Genomic DNA, 17,690 nt, shown 5'->3' with positions numbered 1-17,690 from the left:
CACGCAGCCGCTGCCGATCCGCTGAGCCGTGCAGACCAGGGCGCGCTGCAAGCAGCCTTAGCGTGCGCCTCGCATGCCGGCAAGGCATCGAGGTTTGCGCGCCCCTGCTCAGGGCCCTAGCATCCGCCCGTGCGGCGGCTCTCGCGGATCTGGCCTGCCCTGCTCGTCGCATGCCTGGCCATCGCGGCAGGCGCGCCTTCGATCGGCTTCGACTTCGTCTACGACGACCAGGCCGTCATCGTCGATCGCGCTCCATTCTGGAGCGAGGGCCTGTCGACGTTTGCGACCACGCGGCATTGGGGCACCGGACGCCACGCGACACTGATCTCGCTCGACGTCGATCGGCTCTGGGGCGGCGGTTCCCCCGCCGCCTTTCATGCGACCAACGTCGCGCTGTCGGCGCTGATCAGCCTGCTCGTGCTGAAGCTCGCGCTACGGATCGGCCTTGCGACGCCGGGCGCGGCGGCCGCGGCAGCGATCTTCGCCGTCCATCCGGTGCATGTCGATGCCGTGGCCTCGCTGGTGGGCCGGGCCGAGCTGCTTGCCGCGCTCGGTGTTCTGATCGTGATGCTCGTGGCAATCGCCGCCCGCGGCGACGAGAGAGCCAGCCCGCGGCAGGCCCTGGCCATTGCCGCGATCAGCGCGGCCGCGGCCTACGCGGCATTCCATTCGAAGGAGAGCGCGCTTTGCCTGCCCGGACTGCTGGTGCTCGCGCGCCTGGCGTTCCCGCGACAGGTGCGGCTGTGGCCGGCTCTGGCGGGCGCGACATTGGCGGGCGCGGCCTGGGCGCTGCACGTGCTGCCGCTGGCGCAGCAGGTCGTCACCCCGCAATACGTCGACAATCCACTGGCCTACGAGCCTTTCGTGCAGCGAATCCTGAAGGCATCGGCGGTCCTGCTCGAGTACGCGCGCCTGACGCTCTGGCCGCATCCGCTGCTGCCGGACCGCTCCTTCGCACAGACCGATCCAACGACCGCGGCCGGCGCGGTGGCGCTGGCGGTGCTGCTGGCGAGCGGAGCCGCCGCGACCGCGGGCCTGCGCCGCTACCCTCGCCTGTTCTTCTGCGTCGGCTGGTTCGCCGTCGCCTTCGCTGTGACGGCCAACATCGCCTTCCCCACCGGCACGATCATGGCCGAGCGGCTGCTCTTCCTGCCTTCGGTCGGACCTTGCCTGGCCGCGGGCCTGCTGGTCGAAAGGATTGCCACGCGAATCGCGCGCGGCGCTGCCGTGGCCGCTGCGGTCACCGGCGCCGCCGTCGTCATCCTGTTCGCGCAGTTCCAGGCACGCGCGGCCGTGTGGGAATCTGCGGCGACCTACTTCCCGGCCTCGGCGGCCGCATCGCCCCGTTCGGCCAAGGCGCAGTATGACCTGGCCCTGTGGCTGTGGGCGCAGGGACGCCGGGATGAATCGTTCGCGGCGTTCGAGCGCGCCCTGTCGATCCACGCAGCCTTCTCGCGCGCTGCGTTCTATCTGGCCGAGCGCAAGGCCGCCGCCGGCGATGTCGCGTATGGAATACGGGTTTACGAGCGCTACCTCCAAGCGATGCCCGAAGACACCGGTGCCCTGACCAACATCACGCGCCTGTTGCTGGATGCGGGCCGGGCGCAGGAGGCGTGGACGTACGCGCAGCGCCTGGTGGCGGCCGCGCCCGAGTCCGATTCGGCCCGCCAGACGCTGGTCGTCGCCGAGACGGCCGCCAAGCGGGCCGCGCGCAAGGCCGCGCTCGCTAATCCTTGAAGGCCAGCTCCAGAAGCGGCAAGCGGTGCCTGCGAAGAAGCACGTAAACCGCCAGAGCGCCTAGCTTTCTGCGCCCCTGGATCTCCTGCCTCTGGCGCCACACCTCGGGCAGGCGTGCGAGCGCTTCCACGTAGGCGCGCAGCAGGATGCCGGCGAGCTGTCCGCGCGTGTAGTCGCGCGAGAACGTGCTCGACATGCCGCGGCCGCTGGCGGCGGCAAAGCCCTGGGCCACGTAACGCGCCAGCGTCCAGAACGGGCTGAGCGCCAGCAGGCGAAGCGGCAGCAGGCGCACCGCGTTCCAGATCCGGTTGCGCTCGACCAGATGGGCCTTGAAGGCGGAATGATAGCCGCTGGTCATCGACTTCTTGTGGTAGGCGACGGCGCCGGGCAGGTAGCGGCAGCGCCAGCCGCGCAACTGCCCGCGCAGCCCGAGGTCGAGGTCTTCGAGGTACGCGAAGTAGGCCTCGTCGAAGAGGCCCACGTCGTCGAGCATGGCGCGCCGGTAGACGGCCGCGCAGCCGTTGGGAGCCAGCACCTCGTCGGCCCTGTCGAACTGCCCCACGTCCTTTTCGAGCCAGCCGCGCGAGCGGCACACGCCGTCGGCGTAGACGAGCAGGCCGGTGGAATCGAAGACCTCGCGTCGATCGTACATGCGCACGTTGGCGGCGAACATGCCGAAGTCCGGTTCCAGATCGGCCGCGGCGATGACGTTGGCGACGAAGTCCTCGCGCAGCTCGGCATCGTTGTTGAGCAGCAGGATCAGTTCGCCGCGCGCCTCGCGAAAGCCGACGTTGTTGCCGCCGCAGAAGCCCCGGTTCTCCGGCAGCGCGATCAGGCGCGCCTCGGGAAAGTCGCGCGCCACCAGTTCGGCGCTGCCGTCGGTGGAGCCGTTGTCGACGAGGAGCAGCTCGAAGTCCTGGCAGGTCTGCCGTCGTAGCGAGGTCAGGCAGTCGGGAAGCAGCTCGGCGCCGTTCCAGTTCAGGACGATGATCGTGACGCGCGGCGCAGCCGTCAGCACTTGCGCACGAAGCTCGATCCGCTCCGACCCGCACCCACCCTGCTCTCGACGAGGGCGTCCGCCCTGGCGAGCAGGTCGTCGCCGCTGCAGTGCTTCTCGATCATGAGCGAAAGGTCGCTGAGGTCGTGAAGCAGCATCTGCTCGGCCTGCGCGCGCGCGGCGGGGTCCGAGAGCACGTGGATGAGATCGAGCACCAGGTCCTCGAGCTCCAGGCTTTCGAGCTCGAGCGCGATCGCGAAGGCGCGCTCCACGTCCACCGCCGCGGCGGTTTCCTCGTGCAGCCTCTCGATGACCGCGGCGGCCTCGACGGCGGCGCTGTCGTCGATCTCCAGGCGCAGATCATCGGTGGACTGCGACAACAGGGTCTTGAGCAGGGCCAACGCGCCGACGTGGCCCGCCTCGTGACGGGCCATCGACATCCAGAAGCGGTGCAGCTCGGGCTCGTTGCGGAAGGTGGCGGCAAGGCGCGTGTAGATCGACATGGCCAGCGCCTCCAGGCGCGAGGCTTCGTCGATGACTCCCGCCATCTTGCGCGACATGCGTCCCTGCTAGCAGAGAGGGTGGCGGGTTGCGAGCCGCTCGCTCATCGCCGCGGACCGATCGTTGCGCCGCACTGCGGCCCTTCGGCGTCGGGCAGCGCGAGGTGGCCGTCGCTTGCGTGCCTCACGCTCGCGGGGCCAGGTCTTGCATCAGAGCAGAATGCTCTAAAGCAAGACCTGGCCCCATTCCGTCAGGTGGCGGGCTGCACGCGGCCGCGCAGCTGCGGGGAGGTTCCGAGCATCTTCTCCATCTGCTGCAGGCGTGCTGCGAAGGTCTGATCGCCCGACTGCCGCTCGCCCACCGAGCGAACCGCGCGCAGGATGGAGGTGTGATTGCGGCCGCCGAGCGCGTGCCCGATCTCGGGCAGCGATGCCGCCGTCAGCTTGCGGCACATGTAGGCCGCGATGTGGCGCGGCCAGGCCACGCGGCGGCTGCGGTCGCGCGAGAGCAGCTCGTCGCGCGTCAGCCCGTGCACCCACGCCACGGTGTCGATGACCACGTCGAGATCGATGGGTCCGCGCCGTGCCAGGTACGGCGTGATCATCGTCTCGACGACGCCGTCGTCGAGCGGCATCGTCTGGTGGTTGCTGGCCGCCCGCAGGCGCGACACCAGGCCTTCGACCTCGCGCACGCTGCCCTGCAGCTGCACGGCCAGGCGCTCCAGGATGTGGTCGTCGAGGTTGATGCCCGACTCCGACAGCTTGCCCTTGAGAATGCGCAGGCGCAGATCGCGGTCGAGCGGACCGAGGTCGGCGAGCAGGCCGCCGGCAAAGCGGCTGTGCAGCCCGCGCTCCAGGTTCTCGAGCTCATCGGGCGGACGGTCGCTGGCCAGCGCGATCGGCTTGCCCGCTTGGTGCAACAGGTTGAAGACGTGGTAGAGCTCCTGCTGCGTGCGCTTCTTTCCCGACAGGAACTGCACGTCGTCGATGAGCAGGGCTTCGGCGCCGCGGAACTCGCGATGGAACGACTCCATGCGGCCGCCCTGCAGCGCCTCGACCATCCGGCGGGTGAAATCCTCGCCCTGGTAGTAGAGGACGCGCTTGCCGGCGGCGCGCAGCGCGTGCGCGATGGCCATCAGCAGGTGCGTCTTTCCGAGGCCGACGCCGCCATAGAGGAACAGAGGGTTGCCGGACTCGCCGGCGCTGCCTTCGGCGAGCTGTCGCGCGCCGAGATAGGCGAGACGGTTGCCGTCGCCGACAAGAAAATTGTCGAAGGTCTTCTCGCGCACCGGCTTCGCCTTGGCGGCCGGTGCGCAGCCACGCGCCGGGCCGGCGCTGGTCGTGCGCAGCCGGTGCGCATTGGAGGCCATGCCGTACTGGCCGACGACAACGACGACGCGGCACGGCTTCTTCGCTGCCGTTGCCACCGCGGTCTCGATGGCGGGCAGGAAGGACTGTCGCACCCTGTCACGAAAAAGTCCGAATGGAGCCTCCAGCGTCAGCGTCTCCCCGTCGAACGACCGCGCGTTGAGCTCCAGGATCCACGTCTGAAAATCCTTCTCCGAAACCCGCTCCTCGATGTACGAGCAGGCCTGCGTCCAAAGTCGCTCCGTATCATTGCTTCCAATCATCTCGACCCCTTACCCAGCCTCAAAGGACGTCCGCATGATCCGCCGCCGCCAACACGAGTGCCCTCGCCGGAAGGCATGACGTGCGGGCCCGGCGCCTGAATGATTCGCTTGTCCGGATCGCCGCGCTCTGCTTGCACCCACCGTGCTGCGACGACGTCTTGGCTTGCGCCGAAGAGCGCCGCTGCGCATCCCGCGCGACACGAGGGATGTACAAATCCGCACGGTCTCAGGCAAGGACGAATGACGGCAGTGTTATTTTCTAACGAGAATTGCGCCGCCGTGCACAGCATGCTCTGCAATGGCTTGCGCGAGGTACGCGTTCTGCCGAGCGTTTTTGTTACGCGTCGCAATCGCTGTCGATAACTCGGAACGACGGTTCAGACCGTGCAATGAGGGCACAGCAACGCGTGCGCGGTGTGGACAGCGGTTGCGGACAACGACGCGGATCATCGCACGGCATCACGCGAAATTCGCAGCCGAGCAAATTGCACTGTCTCGTTTCGATGCAGTGCTCGGCGTTGAATCGCCGCTGCGGCGCCACTAGCGTGCGCGGCGGTGGAAGCACTTTTTGCGCATACGTATCTGCTTCTTTTCGGCAAGCTCGCCGTGGGCGGGCTCATTGCCATGGCGGTGCCGCCCTTCGCCGAAATGGAGCGTGGCTTCTACAAATCGACCTGCGCCGTCTACCTGCTGTGCGCGCTGCTGCTGGTGGCGGGACAAGCAACGCTGCGAGCCACCTATGGCGCCGATGCACCCGTCACCATTGCAGCGCTGCTGTCGTGGTGCGCGTTCAGCGCCGTTCTGGGCGTGTATTTCGTGAGTCTTTTTCTGGACCTGGCGTGGCTGCGTGCGCGCGCCTTCGCCATCGCCTCGCTGCTCGGGCTGCTCGCGCTCGCCATCACCGCCGCTTCACACGTTCCGGCCGGAGCAGGCGTGTCTGCAACGATCGCCTTTGCTGTTGCCGCACTAAGCGGCGCGTTCGTCACGGGCGCGTCCTCGACCGGGATGCTGCTCGGACACTGGTACCTGATCGACACCGGGCTGGATCTGCAGCCTCTGCACAGGATGACGGCGTTCTATCGCGCGAGCCTTCGTGCAGAAATCGTCGCGATTTTTTTCGCCATCACCGTTGTCTGGCTTGGCGGCGACACCTTCGATGCAGGCCTGCAGGCGGCATTCGGCGAACGCTTCGGCATTCTCGTGTTTGCACGCGTGGCGCTGTGGGCGCTCGCGCTGGTGCTGGCCGAGCTCATCCGCCGTACACTCGCGATACCGCAGACGATGGCCGCGACCGGACTCTTCTACATCGCGGCGCTGGTCGTGGCGGTCGGCGAGATCGCCGCGCACTGGCTGCTGTTTCGAACGGGCCTGCCGTTCTGAGCGCTGCCGCGGCGGCCGCGACGCATCGGCATCAGGCGGGCGCCGGCGATGCAGCGGCCGCTGCGCCGCTCGAAGCGCGCGTGCTCCGCAGGTCGTCCAGAACCGCCCCGCTGCTGCCGAGATCCTGGTGGCTCGCGACGCCGGTCAGTCCCAGCTCGAGACACATGGCCGCGAAGATCTCCTGCACGTCGGCGTAACGCGGGCCGCCGAGCTCGGCCAGCAGATCGGCAAGGCCTTCCCAGCCGGCAACCGCGCGTCCCGGCGCAGGAACGGCACCTTCGAAAGCCTGCAGCCGCTGGCGCCGGTTGACGAAGCTGCCGGGTGCCTCGAAGTGCGTGGCCACTGCCAGCACCTGGTTGGCGTAGGCCATGCTCTTGCCGACGTGATCGTCGACCACCAGCACTTCGTGCATGTTCTCGAGGAGATCGCCCCATGCCTTCTCGTCGTCGGCCACCGTGTCGGCGCGCGCCAGGATGACACCGTCGGTGCCGGGCGGCAGCGAGGCCTGCTCGACGAAGCCGAGCGCGAGCAGGCCGGCACGGTTGGGATGGCGGTCGCTGGAGATCAGGAAGCCGTCGTCGGGAATGTCGGATGTTGCGGGCGAAACGATGATGCACGGCGCGCCGCCGAGCCGGCGCGCGATGGCCCGCAGCAGGAACCCCTCCTCCATCGACAACGATGCCGAGGCGACCACGGCGACCTTGCCGCACTCGCTCAGCCCGCCCGCAGCGGCCGTGGCAGCCTCGCGCGCATCGACCTCGACGAACTCATCGCCGCTGCGCATGTAGCTCGCGGTCAGCCTGTCGTTGGTGTGCACGCCGTGCCAGGTGCGGCGGCCGTCGTCGCACATCCAGTAGCCGTTGACCTTCTCGTTGGCGCGCGGCTTGAGCCTGTAGATTCGGCCTTCGCGCGAATGGACCTCGATGTTGCAGCCGTTGGCGCAGCCCGGGCAGATCGAATTGGTGCGGTCCAGGTACCAGACGCGCGCCTGGAATCGGAATTCGCGACTGGTCAGCGCGCCCACCGGACAGATGTCGACGACGTTGACCGAGTAGGCGTTGTCCACCTGGCGCCCTTCGGCCGCCGCCAGCTCGCTGTGGTCGCCGCGCTCCTTCATCACCAGCTCGTGGGTATGCGTGACCTCGTCCAGGAACCGGATGCAGCGCGTGCACAGGATGCAGCGCTCCTGGTCGAGCATGATGTCGGGCCCGACCGGCATGGCCTTGCCCTTGTGCTGCTTCTCCTCGAGCAGCATGCGCGAGTCGTAGCGGCCGTAATCCATGTAGTATTCCTGCAGCTTGCACTCCCCTGCCTGATCACAGATCGGGCAGTCGATGGGGTGATTGATCAGCAGGAACTCGAGGACGCCGCGCCGCGCCTCTTCGACGCGCGGATTGTTGGTCTCCACCACCATGCCGTCGGCCACTATGGTGTTGCAGCCGATCTGCAGCTTGGGCAGCGGATTGGGCTGCTTGGCCGACATGGCCTTGATGTCGATCAGGCACATGCGGCAGTTGCCCGCCACGGACAGCCCGGGGTGGTAGCAGTAGTGCGGGATTTCCTGGCCCGCCATCTCGGCGGCGCGCACGACGTTGGTGCCGTCGGGGACCTCGACGACGACTCCGTTGATGGTGACTGTGGCCATGGTGCTGTCGTTACCTCGCGCCGGTCAGGCTGCGGCCGCGCCGCCGCTCCTGCCGGCGGCCGAGCGGAACTCGTCGGCGAACTTGGCCAGGAAGCTGCGCACGGGCATGGCCGCCGCATCCGAGAGCACGCAGATCGTGGTGCCGAGCATCCCCTTGGCGACATTGTCCAGTACGCGGATGTCGTCGGGCGTGCCCTCGCCCTCGTCCAGACGGATCAGGATCTTCTCGAGCCATCCCGTGCCTTCGCGGCACGGCGTGCACTGCCCGCAGGACTCGTGATGGTAGAAGTGCGCGATGCGACGCAACGCCGCCACCATGTCGGTCGAATCGTCCATGACGATGATGCCGGCCGAGCCCAGCATCGAGCCCGCCTTGGAAACCGAGTCGAAGTCCATGGCTATGTCGATCTCGTCGCCGCGAAGAATGGGAACCGAGGAGCCGCCGGGAATGACGGCCTTGAGCTTGCGTCCCGGCAGCATGCCACCGGCGTGCACCTCGATGATCTCGCGAAGCGGCGTGCCCATGGGCAGCTCGTAGACGCCCGGCTTCTGCACGTGGCCCGAGACGCAGTAGAGCTTGGGGCCCGGCCCGGATTCCGGTCCGATCGCCTTGAACCAGTCGGCGCCGCGCTCGAGGATGTGCCGCACGCAGGCCAGCGTCTCGACGTTGTTGACGATGGTCGGGCAGCCGAAAACCCCGTAGACCGCCGGAAACGGCGGCTTGATGCGAGGGTGCGCGCGCTTGCCTTCGAGCGACTCGATGAGTCCGGTCTCCTCGCCGCAGATGTAGGCGCCGGCTCCTCGATGCAGGTGAATGTGCAGCGTCCTGCCGGTGCCGAAAGCGTTGGTTCCGAGGAAGCCTTGTGCATAGGCCTCGGCGATCGCCGTCTTGAGCACCTCGGCGCCGTAACCGAACTCGCCGCGGATGTAGATGTACGCGTCGGTGCAGCCGATCGCGTAGGCCGAGATCATGATCCCTTCGAGAAGCTGATGAGGATCGTTCTCGATGATGTCGCGATCCTTGAACGTTCCGGGCTCACTCTCATCGGCGTTGCAGAGCAGGTAGATGGGCTTGCCGGTGTTCTTGGCGACGAAAGACCATTTCAGGCCCGTAGGGAATCCGGCGCCACCGCGGCCGCGCAGGTTGGACTCCTTGACCGCCGCCACGATGGCGTCCGGCGCCATCTCCGACAGCACGCGCCGCGCCGTCTTGTAGCCGCCGTCGGCGATGTACTTGTCGATCGCGACGAGGCCGTCCGGGACGTCGCGGTAATGAAGCAGTACCTTCTGGAACATCTCGTGTTGCTGTCACTTCGCGCCGAACGGCGGCGCAGTCGAACGGATTTCTCGGCTAGCTCTCCGCTGCGACCGACGAGAACGCGGTCGCCTGCGGCTCGCCCTGGATCTTTCGCTGCAGCGCCATCAGCGCATCGATCACGCCTTCGGGACGCGGCGGGCAGCCGGCAACGTACACATCCACGGGCACGACCCGATCGATGCCGGGAAGCGTCGAGTAGTTGTCGTAGAAACCACCGGTGGAAGCGCAGGCACCGAAAGCCATCACCCACTTCGGCTCGGCCATCTGGTCATAGACGCGCTTGAGGATCGGCGCCTGGCGAACGGTGACCGTCCCGATGACCATGAGCAGATCGGCCTGACGCGGCGTGAAGCGCGGAAGCAGCGCCCCGAAGCGGTCGATGTCATAGGGAGCCATCGACAGCGACATGAATTCCATCGCGCAGCAGGCGGTGGCAAAGGGATACGGGAAGATCGAGTATTTGCGAGCCCACGCCAGAGCGGCATCGACGCGCGTGACGACCACCGCATCGGAGATCATTCCCGCGTCGCCTCGTATTTCGCCGAGACCCGGAGACTTCCTGGTGGTCAAGATGGGCTTTGCCATACGGCTATCTAAGGCCGGAACCACGCGTTTTCAACACTGCGTTGCAATGCGCCATCGAGGGCGTTAGAAGCGCGGCGCATGTCGCGGCCGTTGCTGCTGGCCCATCTGGCGGGCATCGCGGTGCACCTGGGCGCGACCGTGCTTCTTGCCATCGCCACACCGCTCCTCGCTGCCGGCGATCGACCCGCAGCCGAGCGCCGACGCAGCCTCCTGCCCCTGTTCCGCGCCTACAGTCCGCTGGCCGTCGGAGCACTTGGCGTGGCGCTGATGACAGGCGCCTGGGGGCTGACGCCGTACAAGCAGGCGCTCGGCGCCGAGTATTTCGCCAGGATCGGCTATGCCCTGGCGGGCAAGCTGTCGCTGGCCTTTCTCGTCATCCTTTTCGGCGTGTACCTGACGATGGGACTGTGCCTTCGCACCGTTCGCGAGGACGAAGCCGAGATCCCGATCGAAGATGCCGTGCTCGACGGCCGCGTCCGGCGGTTGGTCGTGGGCGCATGGCTGGTGGTGGGACTGACGCTGTGGACGATCTGGGTTGCCATCGGCATGGGCACGCCCGCGCTCCCCGCCTCCTGACGTGCCCCTGAGGCCTTTCAGCGTCGAGCGCGAGCACTGGCTCGCGCAGACACCGGAGCTTTCGCGTATCGAGATCGAGATCGGCCCCGGCAACTGCGGCTTCCTCATCGAGGCGGCGCGGCGGCAGCCGGACACGTTGTTCGTTGGCATCGAGATCCGAGCCGCGTCGCCGGCCCGCGCCGCGCGCCGCGGCGAGCTTCCGGCGAATCTGCGAATGCTGTGCACGGATGCGCGGTGGATGGTCAGCCACCTCCTGGCAGCGCAGACCATCGACGCGTACCACGTCTATTTTCCCGACCCCTGGTGGAAGAAACGCCATCACAAACGCCGCCTCTTCACGCCGGAGTTCTGCCAGGCCGTCCACCGCACCCTGCGGCCTGGCGGAAGGATCTACGTCGCCACGGACGTGACACCGGCATTCGGCGAGATCCGCCAGCGCCTGACCGAAAGCGGTTTGGCCGAAGAGCCCTGGCGAGGCCGGGCCGACGACCCCGCCTGCAGCGCCTACGAAAAGAAATACCGAGCCCAAGCCCGCCAGATCCACCAGGCCGCGTTCGCCAAGCCCTGAAGCAAGCGCACACAGGCGCCGAGAGTGGTCGAGATGCGAGGCGCGCGACGAGGAGCGAACGCAAGCGGGCTGGAGGCCCGCTGAAGTGAGCCCCGAGGAGCGCAACGAAGCAGATCGGCCGCTATCGGCGGCCTGCGAAATCAGCGCAGATCGGCCGCTATCGGCGGCCTGCGTTCAGGCGTGGGCTTTGGCGCGCTTCTGATCCGCCCACACAAACTCCTTCGCGACGCGGGCAATCCCCGCCTCGTCGAGTCCGTGTTTCGCGTACAGATCGGCACCGGTTCCGGACTCGCCGTAGCCGTGAACTCCGTGGATCCTCACGACGACGTCGGGAACTTCGGCCAGCGCCTCGACGACTGCACCGCCGACGCCGCCGGTGACGCCGTGATCCTCGACCGTCAGGATGCGTCCGGTCTTGCCGGCCAGTTTGAGCAGCAGCGCACTGTCGATCGGCTTGATCGTGTGCAGATTGACGACACCGGCGCTGATGCCGTCCTTGGCAAGCCGCTCGGCCGCACGAATCGACTCGCCGACGACCGCGCCCGAGGCGACGATGGTGACGTCGCTGCCGTCGCGGATCTCGACGCCCTTGCCGAACTCGAAGCGGTAGCCCTCGCCGTTGACGTCGTCGACGTTCTGCCTGGTCAGGCGAAGGTACGCCGGGCCGCCGACATAGTCCGCGAGGAACTCGGTGGCGCGCTCGGCCTCGCGGCAGTCGGCCGGCTGCAGCACCACCATGTTCGGCAGCGACCGCATCAGCGCGATGTCCTCGAGGCCCATCTGCGAATAGCCGTCCTCGCCGATGCCGATTCCCGAATGCGTTCCGACCAGCCGCACGTTGGCGTTGTTGTAGCCGATCGACATCCGGATCTGTTCGAAGCGACCCGTCAGGAAGCAGGCGAAGCTGGCGGCAAAAGGCGTGAGGCCGCAAAGCGCCATCCCTGCGGCCATACCGACCATGTTGCCTTCGGCAATGCCGACCTGAAAGAAACGGTCGGGAAAGGCGTCGCCGAACTTCTTGGTCTGCACCGAACTGGCCAGATCCGCGTCCAGCACGACCACGCGCGGATGCGTCGCGCCAATGCGCAGCAACGCGTCCCCGAAAGCGACTCTGGTTGCCTTGCCCATGACTAGGCCGCCTCCAGCTCGGCGATCGCACGCTCGAGCTCCTCATCGGTGGGCGCCTTGCCGTGCCAGGCGTGCGTGTCTTCCATGAACGACACGCCCTTGCCCTTGACCGTATGCGCGATGATGACGTCGGGCCGCTCGGTCTGCGCGTCGGCGGCATCGAAGGCGGCGATCAACGCTTCGACCGAATGGCCGTCCACCTGCTGGACGTTCCAACCGAACGCCGCCCATTTGTCGGCCAGCGGCTCCAGATCCATCACCGAGCGCACGTGGCCGTCGAGCTGAACCTTGTTGTAGTCGACGATGGCCGTCAGCTTGGCCAGGCGGAACTTGGAGGCCGCCATCGCAGCCTCCCACACCTGTCCTGCCTGCAACTCGCCATCGCCCAGCAGGCAGTAGACGCGATAGTCGTGCCTGGCATCGAGGCGCTCGGCCAGCGCCATTCCCACCGCGACCGAGAGGCCCTGCCCGAGCGAGCCCGTGGCCGCCTCCACGTACGGCAGGCGGACGTGGTCGGGATGACCCTGCAGGCGGCTGTCGATGCGGCGAAGGGTCTTGAGCTCGTCCCGCGGAATGCAGCCAGCCCGAGCCAGCGCGGCATAGATCACCGGCACGCCGTGCCCCTTGGAGATCAGGAAGCGGTCGCGCGAGGGATCGTCGGGCTTGCCCACGCGGTAGCGCAGAACGCGAAAGTACAGCGTCGCCGCGATCTCCGCGGCCGACAGGGAGCCACCCGGATGGCCCGAGCCGCCGGCGTGGATCATCCGCAGCGATTCGATGCGCAGCTCTTTGGCGATGGCTTGGAGTTCTTCGACAGAGGTCACGGAAGCGCCCCGAAACTGCCCGCGTCGCGGGGGGGAGTCAACATCATTTTTGCGGCGTCCGATCCCAGTGCACAGGCTCGAGCACGCGCGTCACGTCGGAGAGGAGATTGACGAATTGCGCCACCGCCACGTCCCCCGTCACCGACACCGCGGCCAGCCCACAGTTGTCGATGCGGATGCGGCGAAACTCGCTCAGCGGGATCGACATGTAGTGGCACAGCACCGCGCGGATGATGTCGCCGTGGCTGACCAGCAGGACGCGCTCGCCGGCGGCGATGCTGCCGGCGCACGCCAGGCCGCGCGCCTGCACGTCGGCGATGGTCTCGCCGCCAGGCGTGGCGTGCGCGACCGGATCGGATGCGAACGAGACGAACCGGGCGTCGGCGCGCACCTCATCGTAGGTCTTGCCCTGCCACTCCCCGAACCGCACCTCGACCAGAGACTCATCGAATTCGATCGGAACGTGCAGCGCCTGCGCCACGATCTCAGCCGTCTGCCGCGCACGCAGCAGCGGGCTGCTGCGGATGCGCTCGATGCCGAAGCCGTCAAGAAGCCTCGCCGTGGCGTGGCATTGCTCGCGGCCGCGCGGGCTGAGCGGTATGTCCATGTCGCCCATGATGCGCCGCTGGCGATTCCATTCGGTCTCGCCGTGCCGCAGGAAGAACAGGATCGACGCGGCCGGCGGAGCCTCAGGCGGCATTGCGGTCGCTGCCCGCGGGAGCGCGCAGTCCGCAGAACTCCTCGTAGTCGATCAGCTCGTGAATCGTCGGGTTCTCCCCGCAGACCGGACACTGCGGGTCGCGGCGCAGATTCATGATCCGCACTTCCATGCCGAGCGTCTCGATGTGCGCGAGCTTTCCGATCAGCGGCGAACCCACACCGAGGATGACCTTGATGGTTTCCAATGCCTGGATGCAGCCGACCAGCCCCGGCAGCACGCCCAGCACGCCGGCCTCCGCGCAGCTCGGAGCCATGCCCGGCGGCGGAGGCTCGGGGAACAGGCACCGATAGCACGGCCCCTCGTGCGGCTTGAAGACGGTGACCTGCCCCTCGAACTGGAAGATGCTGCCGTGCACGTTCGTCTTGCCCGTCATGACGCAGGCGTCGTTGACCAGGTAGCGCGTGGGGAAGTTGTCGCAGCCGTCGACGATGATGTCGTAGTCCTTGATGATCTCGAGGATGTTCGACGAGTCCAGACGCGTCCGGTGCTCGTGGATGCGAACGTCGGGGTTGAGCGCCTTGAGCGTCATCGCCGCCGACTCGGTCTTGAGCATGCCGACCCGATCGTTGGTGTGCAGAATCTGGCGCTGCAGATTGGAGACGTCGACGACGTCATTGTCGACGATACCGAGCGTGCCCACGCCCGCCGCAGCCAGATAGAACGCCACCGGCGAGCCCAGACCGCCCGCGCCCAGGCACAACACCTTGGCGTCCAGGAGCCGTGCCTGCCCGGCCTCGCCGACTTCGCTCAGCAGGAAGTGGCGGCTGTAGCGCGCGAGTTGGTCCTGCGTGAACTGGCGGTCCTGCGTCCAGGGGAAGCCGCCGTTCTTCCACGCGCCGAATCCGCCGCTCATCGAGCGGACATCGGAGTACCCCATCTCCTTGAGAATGCGGCCGGCCAGCAGCGATCGCGTGCCCCCCTGGCAGTAGGCGATGACGGGGGCGGCCTTGTCGGGAACCTTTCCTTCGACCTGCATTTCCAGGAACCCGCGCGGAATGCTCATCGCGCCGGCCAGATGGCCGTCGCGGAACTCTTCCTTCTCGCGCACGTCGATGAGGATGGGAGGGTCGCTGCTTTCCGACAGCTTGCGAACCTCGTCCGCCGTCACTTCCGGGACGAGGCGCTTGGCCTCGTCGAGCATCTGCTGAAACGTCAAAGCCATGTTCGTCAACCTCGAGGCGGACCACCCGGGCGTCCGCTTGGCCGGGCATCCTAAACGCGGCCGGGCGCGATTGGTAGCCGTCGGCGCAACCCCGCCGGCACTTCGGCCAGGGGTCTGCGCTTCAGCCGGCAGCGCCGTCGTAGAGATCGGCGCGGTAGCGTAGCCAGCCGGCGACTGCGCGCGCGTACGTCGGCGAAATCAGCGCGGCCGGCCAGGAAATGGAACGGATGAGCGGGCGCCGACGCGAAAGGAACAGCGCGTTGGTCGTCAGACCCAGAAAGAACCGCAGCTTCTCCCCGTCCGTCCGGGCCAGCAGGCCCTCGCGCCACAGGTAGTAGAAGATCACGACCTGGCGACGGCCTCGCCCGCCTTGGCGCGCTGGTAGAGATCGATCTGCTCTTCCATCAGCACATCCTCGCCCTTCTCGCGCATCGTGATCGAGCGGCTCATGAGCATCTGCTTGTCCTCGATGAAGTCCTCACGCGAGTAGCCGGACACCCGAGGATGCACGGAGGTATCCATGCGGATCGCATCGCACGGACAGGCCTCGACGCAGAAGCCGCAGTAGATGCAGCGCAGAGTATCGATCTCGTAGCGCACGGGGAACTTCTCCACCGTCGGATCGGGATGCTCACCCGCCTCGATATGGATGCAGCGTGCGGGACACGCGGTCGCGCAAAGGAAGCAGGCCGTGCAGCGCACCGAGCCGTCCTCCTTGAGCGTCAGACGATGGCTGCCGCGGTAACCGGCGCCGTACTTCAGGTACTGTTCGGGATACTGCAGCGTCACCGAGGCTTCGGTGCCGCGTGCGATGCCGAACTGATGCGCAATATGGAGGAAGAGGTTGCGCCAGAAGCGGCGGCCCGTCACCAGCAGGCCGCGGACGACCTCGGGAACGAAGATCCGCTCGCTGAAGGTGAGATCTTCGGGACGGCGCACAGTCTCAGGCCACCAGCTTGAGCAGGTTCCCGATGCTCGGACGCGACGTCAGACGACCGCGCCACGCCTGCACGCTCGGCAGCGAGCCGTCGACGACGATGCCCAGGCGGTCGAGTTGGACCAGTGTCGGTGCGAACGCGACGTCGGCCAGCGAGAACTGCTCGGAGAGGAACTCCTTGCCCGCCAGCTCGCGCTCCAGAACCGTCAGGCACTTGGTGACGGCTTCGCGTGCCATCGAAAGCTTCGATTCGTCGCGCTCGGCTGCCGCCAGCTCGCGCTCGATGGCCATCGAGGGAAGCGTGAAGGCGCGATCGGCGAAGTCGACGAGCAGCCGCACACGCGCGCGCTCGCCCGAATCCTCGGGAAGGAGCTCGGGATCGTGCGGATACTCGTCGTTCAGGTACTCGTTGATGATGGTCGACTCGTAGACGACGCTACCCTCATCGACCAGGACCGGCACCTTGCCGAACGGGTTGAGGCGCCGGAATTCCTCCCCGCGCTGCTGGCCCTTGGCCAGATCGACGATGACGGTATCGAAGGAAAGCTCCTTCTCGGCCAGGACGATCCGGACCTTCTTACCGAATGGGCAACCAGGGTAGTCGTAAAGTGTCATATCGGCGTCTGTTGAAGCGCGGCACCTTAATGGAATCGCTAACCGGGCGCAAAGAACGCGACCCTTCGTCAGTGCTTGTGCTCGACCGGCATCTCCATCACCACCGCGATCAGGTCGCGTACGCCCTGCTCCGGGTGCTGCTCATGCTGCTGCGCCAGCAGCTTCCCGCAGTCGGAGCAGCCGCGCACCCTGCGCAGGCCGTGCACGGCGGCCGCGGCGGTCTCCCCCCGCCCCTCGGTCAAAGCCGATTTGAGCGCCCCGTGTGCCGGATCGCCGCCGATGGCCGCCAGCGCTTCGGCGGCCGCGCGACTGGCTCCGTCGCCGCGGCGCATTTCCTTGACGAGAGGCTCGACGGCCGCGGCGGCGCCGCTGGCGCCCAGGCCGCGCGCGGCAGCGATGCGAACGGCCTCGGGGTTGTCGGGGCCGATCATCCTGATCGACCGCTCGAGGGCGGCAGCGTCGCGCGCGGCGAGCCTGCCCAGCCGTTCGGCACCGAACACGCGAAGCTCCGTGCTCTTGGACTCGGTCATTGCCGACAGGCGGTCCACCGGCGTCGGCTTGCCCATGGCCTCGAGCGCCGCCAGCGCGGCCACCGCCACGGCGTCGCTTCCCTTCGATAGCGCTTCGAGGTCGCCGGTCATGGCCTCGACCTTGCCTTGCCCGATGGCGCCGATGAGCGCGGCCCGCTCGACCGTCGGCGCAGCACTGGCCAGGTACTTGGCGACGTGAGGACGCGCGGCATCGGAGAAGTCGCGCCCCAGGGTCGGATGCGCGGCCAGGAACCGGGCCGCATCCTCCCGAAGGCGCACGATGGAGCTGTCCAGCGCCGCGGCCGCCGCTGCGATCTCGTGCGTAGCGCGCTGTTTGCCCTTGAGCTTGCGCCCCTCCAGGAACGGAGCCAGCACGCGCTTGGCTTCGGCCATCTCCTCTCCGCGAAAGACGTTGCGCCGGCCGCCCGCGACCGCGTGGCGCGGCGTCTGCGGCAGGTTGTCGCGCCAGTATGAATGTTCGGGCAGCAGCTCGATGGGCGCGAAGAACTCCTCGTCGCCCTTGAAGAACGGGTTGGCCATTTCGTCGGACGCAACCTCGTACGTGAGCATGATGTTGCGCGGTTCCCCCTGCGCCGCCGACACCAGCTCGACGATGCGACCAGTGAACACGTGCAGCCTGCCCTTACGGAACTTGAGGGGCTTGCCGATGGCGATCCGGCCTACGGCCCAGGCCTTGCCGGCATGTTCGAAAATCGTCTTGGGCTGGTTGCCCGTTGCAGCACCCACGGGCACTGCGAGCAGCAGCACGAGCGCGCAGGCTGCTGCGGCGTGTTTCATTCTGCGCATGATCACCTCGTTCAAAAAAAGCGGGGGCG

Annotated in this window: 18 protein-coding genes; 4 read left to right on the top strand and 14 right to left on the bottom strand. The window is 67.4% G+C overall.

The window, feature by feature from the left end; genetic code table 11:
• Window positions 1-129: 129 nt before the first annotated feature.
• Window positions 130-1,737: a hypothetical protein gene (locus VEC57_00745; GenBank protein HYB97638.1), complete on the top strand. Its 1,608-nt coding sequence runs from the start codon at window positions 130-132 to the stop codon at window positions 1,735-1,737.
• Here the strand turns inward: VEC57_00745 and VEC57_00740 are convergent.
• From VEC57_00740 to dnaA, 3 genes are all read right to left on the bottom strand, one after another.
• Window positions 1,727-2,755, bottom strand: coding sequence for a glycosyltransferase family 2 protein (locus tag VEC57_00740; GenBank protein HYB97637.1), 1,029 nt, complete (start codon window positions 2,753-2,755; stop codon window positions 1,727-1,729). The two genes, VEC57_00745 and VEC57_00740, sit on opposite strands and share 11 nt — an antisense overlap.
• Complete coding sequence (locus tag VEC57_00735; protein HYB97636.1) at window positions 2,749-3,294, bottom strand: hypothetical protein; 546 nt, start codon at window positions 3,292-3,294, stop codon at window positions 2,749-2,751. The genes VEC57_00740 and VEC57_00735 overlap by 7 nt, the downstream gene beginning before the upstream one ends.
• A 191-nt stretch (window positions 3,295-3,485) precedes the next feature.
• Window positions 3,486-4,865 carry a chromosomal replication initiator protein DnaA gene (gene dnaA / locus VEC57_00730; protein HYB97635.1) on the bottom strand — a complete coding sequence of 460 codons (1,380 nt, stop codon included), beginning with the start codon at window positions 4,863-4,865 and terminating at the stop codon, window positions 3,486-3,488.
• 555 nt (window positions 4,866-5,420) lie between these two features.
• On the opposite strand from dnaA, the gene VEC57_00725 reads away from it, so the two are divergent.
• A complete protein-coding gene (locus VEC57_00725; GenBank protein HYB97634.1) occupies window positions 5,421-6,245 on the top strand; it encodes a hypothetical protein in 825 nt (274 codons plus the stop codon).
• A 31-nt stretch (window positions 6,246-6,276) separates the two neighbouring features.
• Here the strand turns inward: VEC57_00725 and VEC57_00720 are convergent, their stop codons facing one another.
• The 3 genes from VEC57_00720 to nuoB are packed head-to-tail and all read right to left on the bottom strand — an operon-like array spanning window position 6,277 to window position 9,793.
• On the bottom strand, window positions 6,277-7,890 hold the full coding sequence (locus VEC57_00720; protein ID HYB97633.1) for a 2Fe-2S iron-sulfur cluster-binding protein: 1,614 nt from the start codon (window positions 7,888-7,890) through the stop codon (window positions 6,277-6,279).
• 24 nt (window positions 7,891-7,914) lie between these two features.
• Window positions 7,915-9,186, bottom strand: a complete 1,272-nt coding sequence (nuoF, locus tag VEC57_00715) for an NADH-quinone oxidoreductase subunit NuoF (protein ID HYB97632.1) — start codon at window positions 9,184-9,186, stop codon at window positions 7,915-7,917.
• Window positions 9,187-9,241: 55 nt separating this feature from the next.
• Window positions 9,242-9,793 (bottom strand): NADH-quinone oxidoreductase subunit NuoB, encoded by a 552-nt coding sequence (nuoB, locus tag VEC57_00710; protein ID HYB97631.1) that lies wholly within the window; start codon window positions 9,791-9,793, stop codon window positions 9,242-9,244.
• Window positions 9,794-9,871: 78 nt separating this feature from the next.
• On the opposite strand from nuoB, the gene VEC57_00705 reads away from it, so the two are divergent.
• Window positions 9,872-10,369, top strand: a complete 498-nt coding sequence (locus VEC57_00705; GenBank protein ID HYB97630.1) for a hypothetical protein — start codon at window positions 9,872-9,874, stop codon at window positions 10,367-10,369.
• 1 nt (window position 10,370) lies between these two features.
• Entirely contained in the window at window positions 10,371-10,937 is a 567-nt protein-coding gene (locus VEC57_00700) for a hypothetical protein (protein HYB97629.1), read from the top strand.
• 174 nt (window positions 10,938-11,111) lie between these two features.
• Here VEC57_00700 and VEC57_00695 read toward each other — a convergent pair whose 3' ends face one another.
• The 8 genes from VEC57_00695 to VEC57_00660 form a co-directional block, all read right to left on the bottom strand.
• On the bottom strand, window positions 11,112-12,065 hold the full coding sequence (locus VEC57_00695; protein HYB97628.1) for a transketolase C-terminal domain-containing protein: 954 nt from the start codon (window positions 12,063-12,065) through the stop codon (window positions 11,112-11,114).
• A gap of 2 nt (window positions 12,066-12,067) precedes the next feature.
• The gene (locus VEC57_00690) at window positions 12,068-12,889 is read right to left on the bottom strand and encodes a transketolase (protein HYB97627.1); all 822 of its coding nucleotides are present in this window, start codon (window positions 12,887-12,889) and stop codon (window positions 12,068-12,070) included.
• A gap of 43 nt (window positions 12,890-12,932) precedes the next feature.
• Window positions 12,933-13,589, bottom strand: a complete 657-nt coding sequence (locus VEC57_00685) for a histidine phosphatase family protein (GenBank protein ID HYB97626.1) — start codon at window positions 13,587-13,589, stop codon at window positions 12,933-12,935.
• Window positions 13,579-14,772, bottom strand: coding sequence for a molybdopterin-synthase adenylyltransferase MoeB (moeB, locus tag VEC57_00680; GenBank protein HYB97625.1), 1,194 nt, complete (start codon window positions 14,770-14,772; stop codon window positions 13,579-13,581). The genes VEC57_00685 and moeB overlap by 11 nt, the downstream gene beginning before the upstream one ends.
• Before the next feature lie 121 nt (window positions 14,773-14,893).
• Window positions 14,894-15,118 (bottom strand): hypothetical protein, encoded by a 225-nt coding sequence (locus VEC57_00675; protein ID HYB97624.1) that lies wholly within the window; start codon window positions 15,116-15,118, stop codon window positions 14,894-14,896.
• Window positions 15,115-15,711, bottom strand: coding sequence for an NADH-quinone oxidoreductase subunit I (locus tag VEC57_00670; GenBank protein ID HYB97623.1), 597 nt, complete (start codon window positions 15,709-15,711; stop codon window positions 15,115-15,117). Before VEC57_00670 ends, VEC57_00675 begins: the two co-directional genes overlap by 4 nt.
• 4 nt (window positions 15,712-15,715) lie before the next feature.
• On the bottom strand, window positions 15,716-16,324 hold the full coding sequence (locus VEC57_00665; GenBank protein HYB97622.1) for a glutathione S-transferase family protein: 609 nt from the start codon (window positions 16,322-16,324) through the stop codon (window positions 15,716-15,718).
• 68 nt (window positions 16,325-16,392) lie between these two features.
• On the bottom strand, window positions 16,393-17,661 hold the full coding sequence (locus VEC57_00660) for a hypothetical protein (protein ID HYB97621.1): 1,269 nt from the start codon (window positions 17,659-17,661) through the stop codon (window positions 16,393-16,395).
• Between the last annotated feature and the right edge of the window lie 29 nt (window positions 17,662-17,690).

Source organism: Candidatus Limnocylindrales bacterium, from assembly GCA_035626395.1.
Taxonomy (GTDB): Bacteria; Desulfobacterota; Binatia; order UBA1149; family CAITLU01; genus DASPNH01.
The sequence above is the reverse complement of the archived record's forward strand: the minus strand, read 5'-3'. Positions and strand labels throughout refer to the sequence as shown.

Excerpts from the sequence above, each read along its gene's own strand:
- VEC57_00735 (HYB97636.1), bottom strand. The coding sequence starts at position 3,294 with ATGTCGCGCAAGATGGCGGGAGTCATCGACGAAGCCTCGCGCCTGGAG.
- dnaA (HYB97635.1), bottom strand. The coding sequence starts at position 4,865 with ATGATTGGAAGCAATGATACGGAGCGACTTTGGACGCAGGCCTGCTCG.
- VEC57_00720 (HYB97633.1), bottom strand. The coding sequence starts at position 7,890 with ATGGCCACAGTCACCATCAACGGAGTCGTCGTCGAGGTCCCCGACGGC.
- nuoF (HYB97632.1), bottom strand. The coding sequence starts at position 9,186 with ATGTTCCAGAAGGTACTGCTTCATTACCGCGACGTCCCGGACGGCCTC.
- nuoB (HYB97631.1), bottom strand. The coding sequence starts at position 9,793 with ATGGCAAAGCCCATCTTGACCACCAGGAAGTCTCCGGGTCTCGGCGAA.
- VEC57_00705 (HYB97630.1), top strand. The coding sequence starts at position 9,872 with ATGTCGCGGCCGTTGCTGCTGGCCCATCTGGCGGGCATCGCGGTGCAC.
- VEC57_00695 (HYB97628.1), bottom strand. The coding sequence starts at position 12,065 with ATGGGCAAGGCAACCAGAGTCGCTTTCGGGGACGCGTTGCTGCGCATT.
- VEC57_00685 (HYB97626.1), bottom strand. The coding sequence starts at position 13,589 with ATGCCGCCTGAGGCTCCGCCGGCCGCGTCGATCCTGTTCTTCCTGCGG.
- moeB (HYB97625.1), bottom strand. The coding sequence starts at position 14,772 with ATGGCTTTGACGTTTCAGCAGATGCTCGACGAGGCCAAGCGCCTCGTC.
- VEC57_00665 (HYB97622.1), bottom strand. The coding sequence starts at position 16,324 with ATGACACTTTACGACTACCCTGGTTGCCCATTCGGTAAGAAGGTCCGG.
- VEC57_00660 (HYB97621.1), bottom strand. The coding sequence starts at position 17,661 with ATGCGCAGAATGAAACACGCCGCAGCAGCCTGCGCGCTCGTGCTGCTG.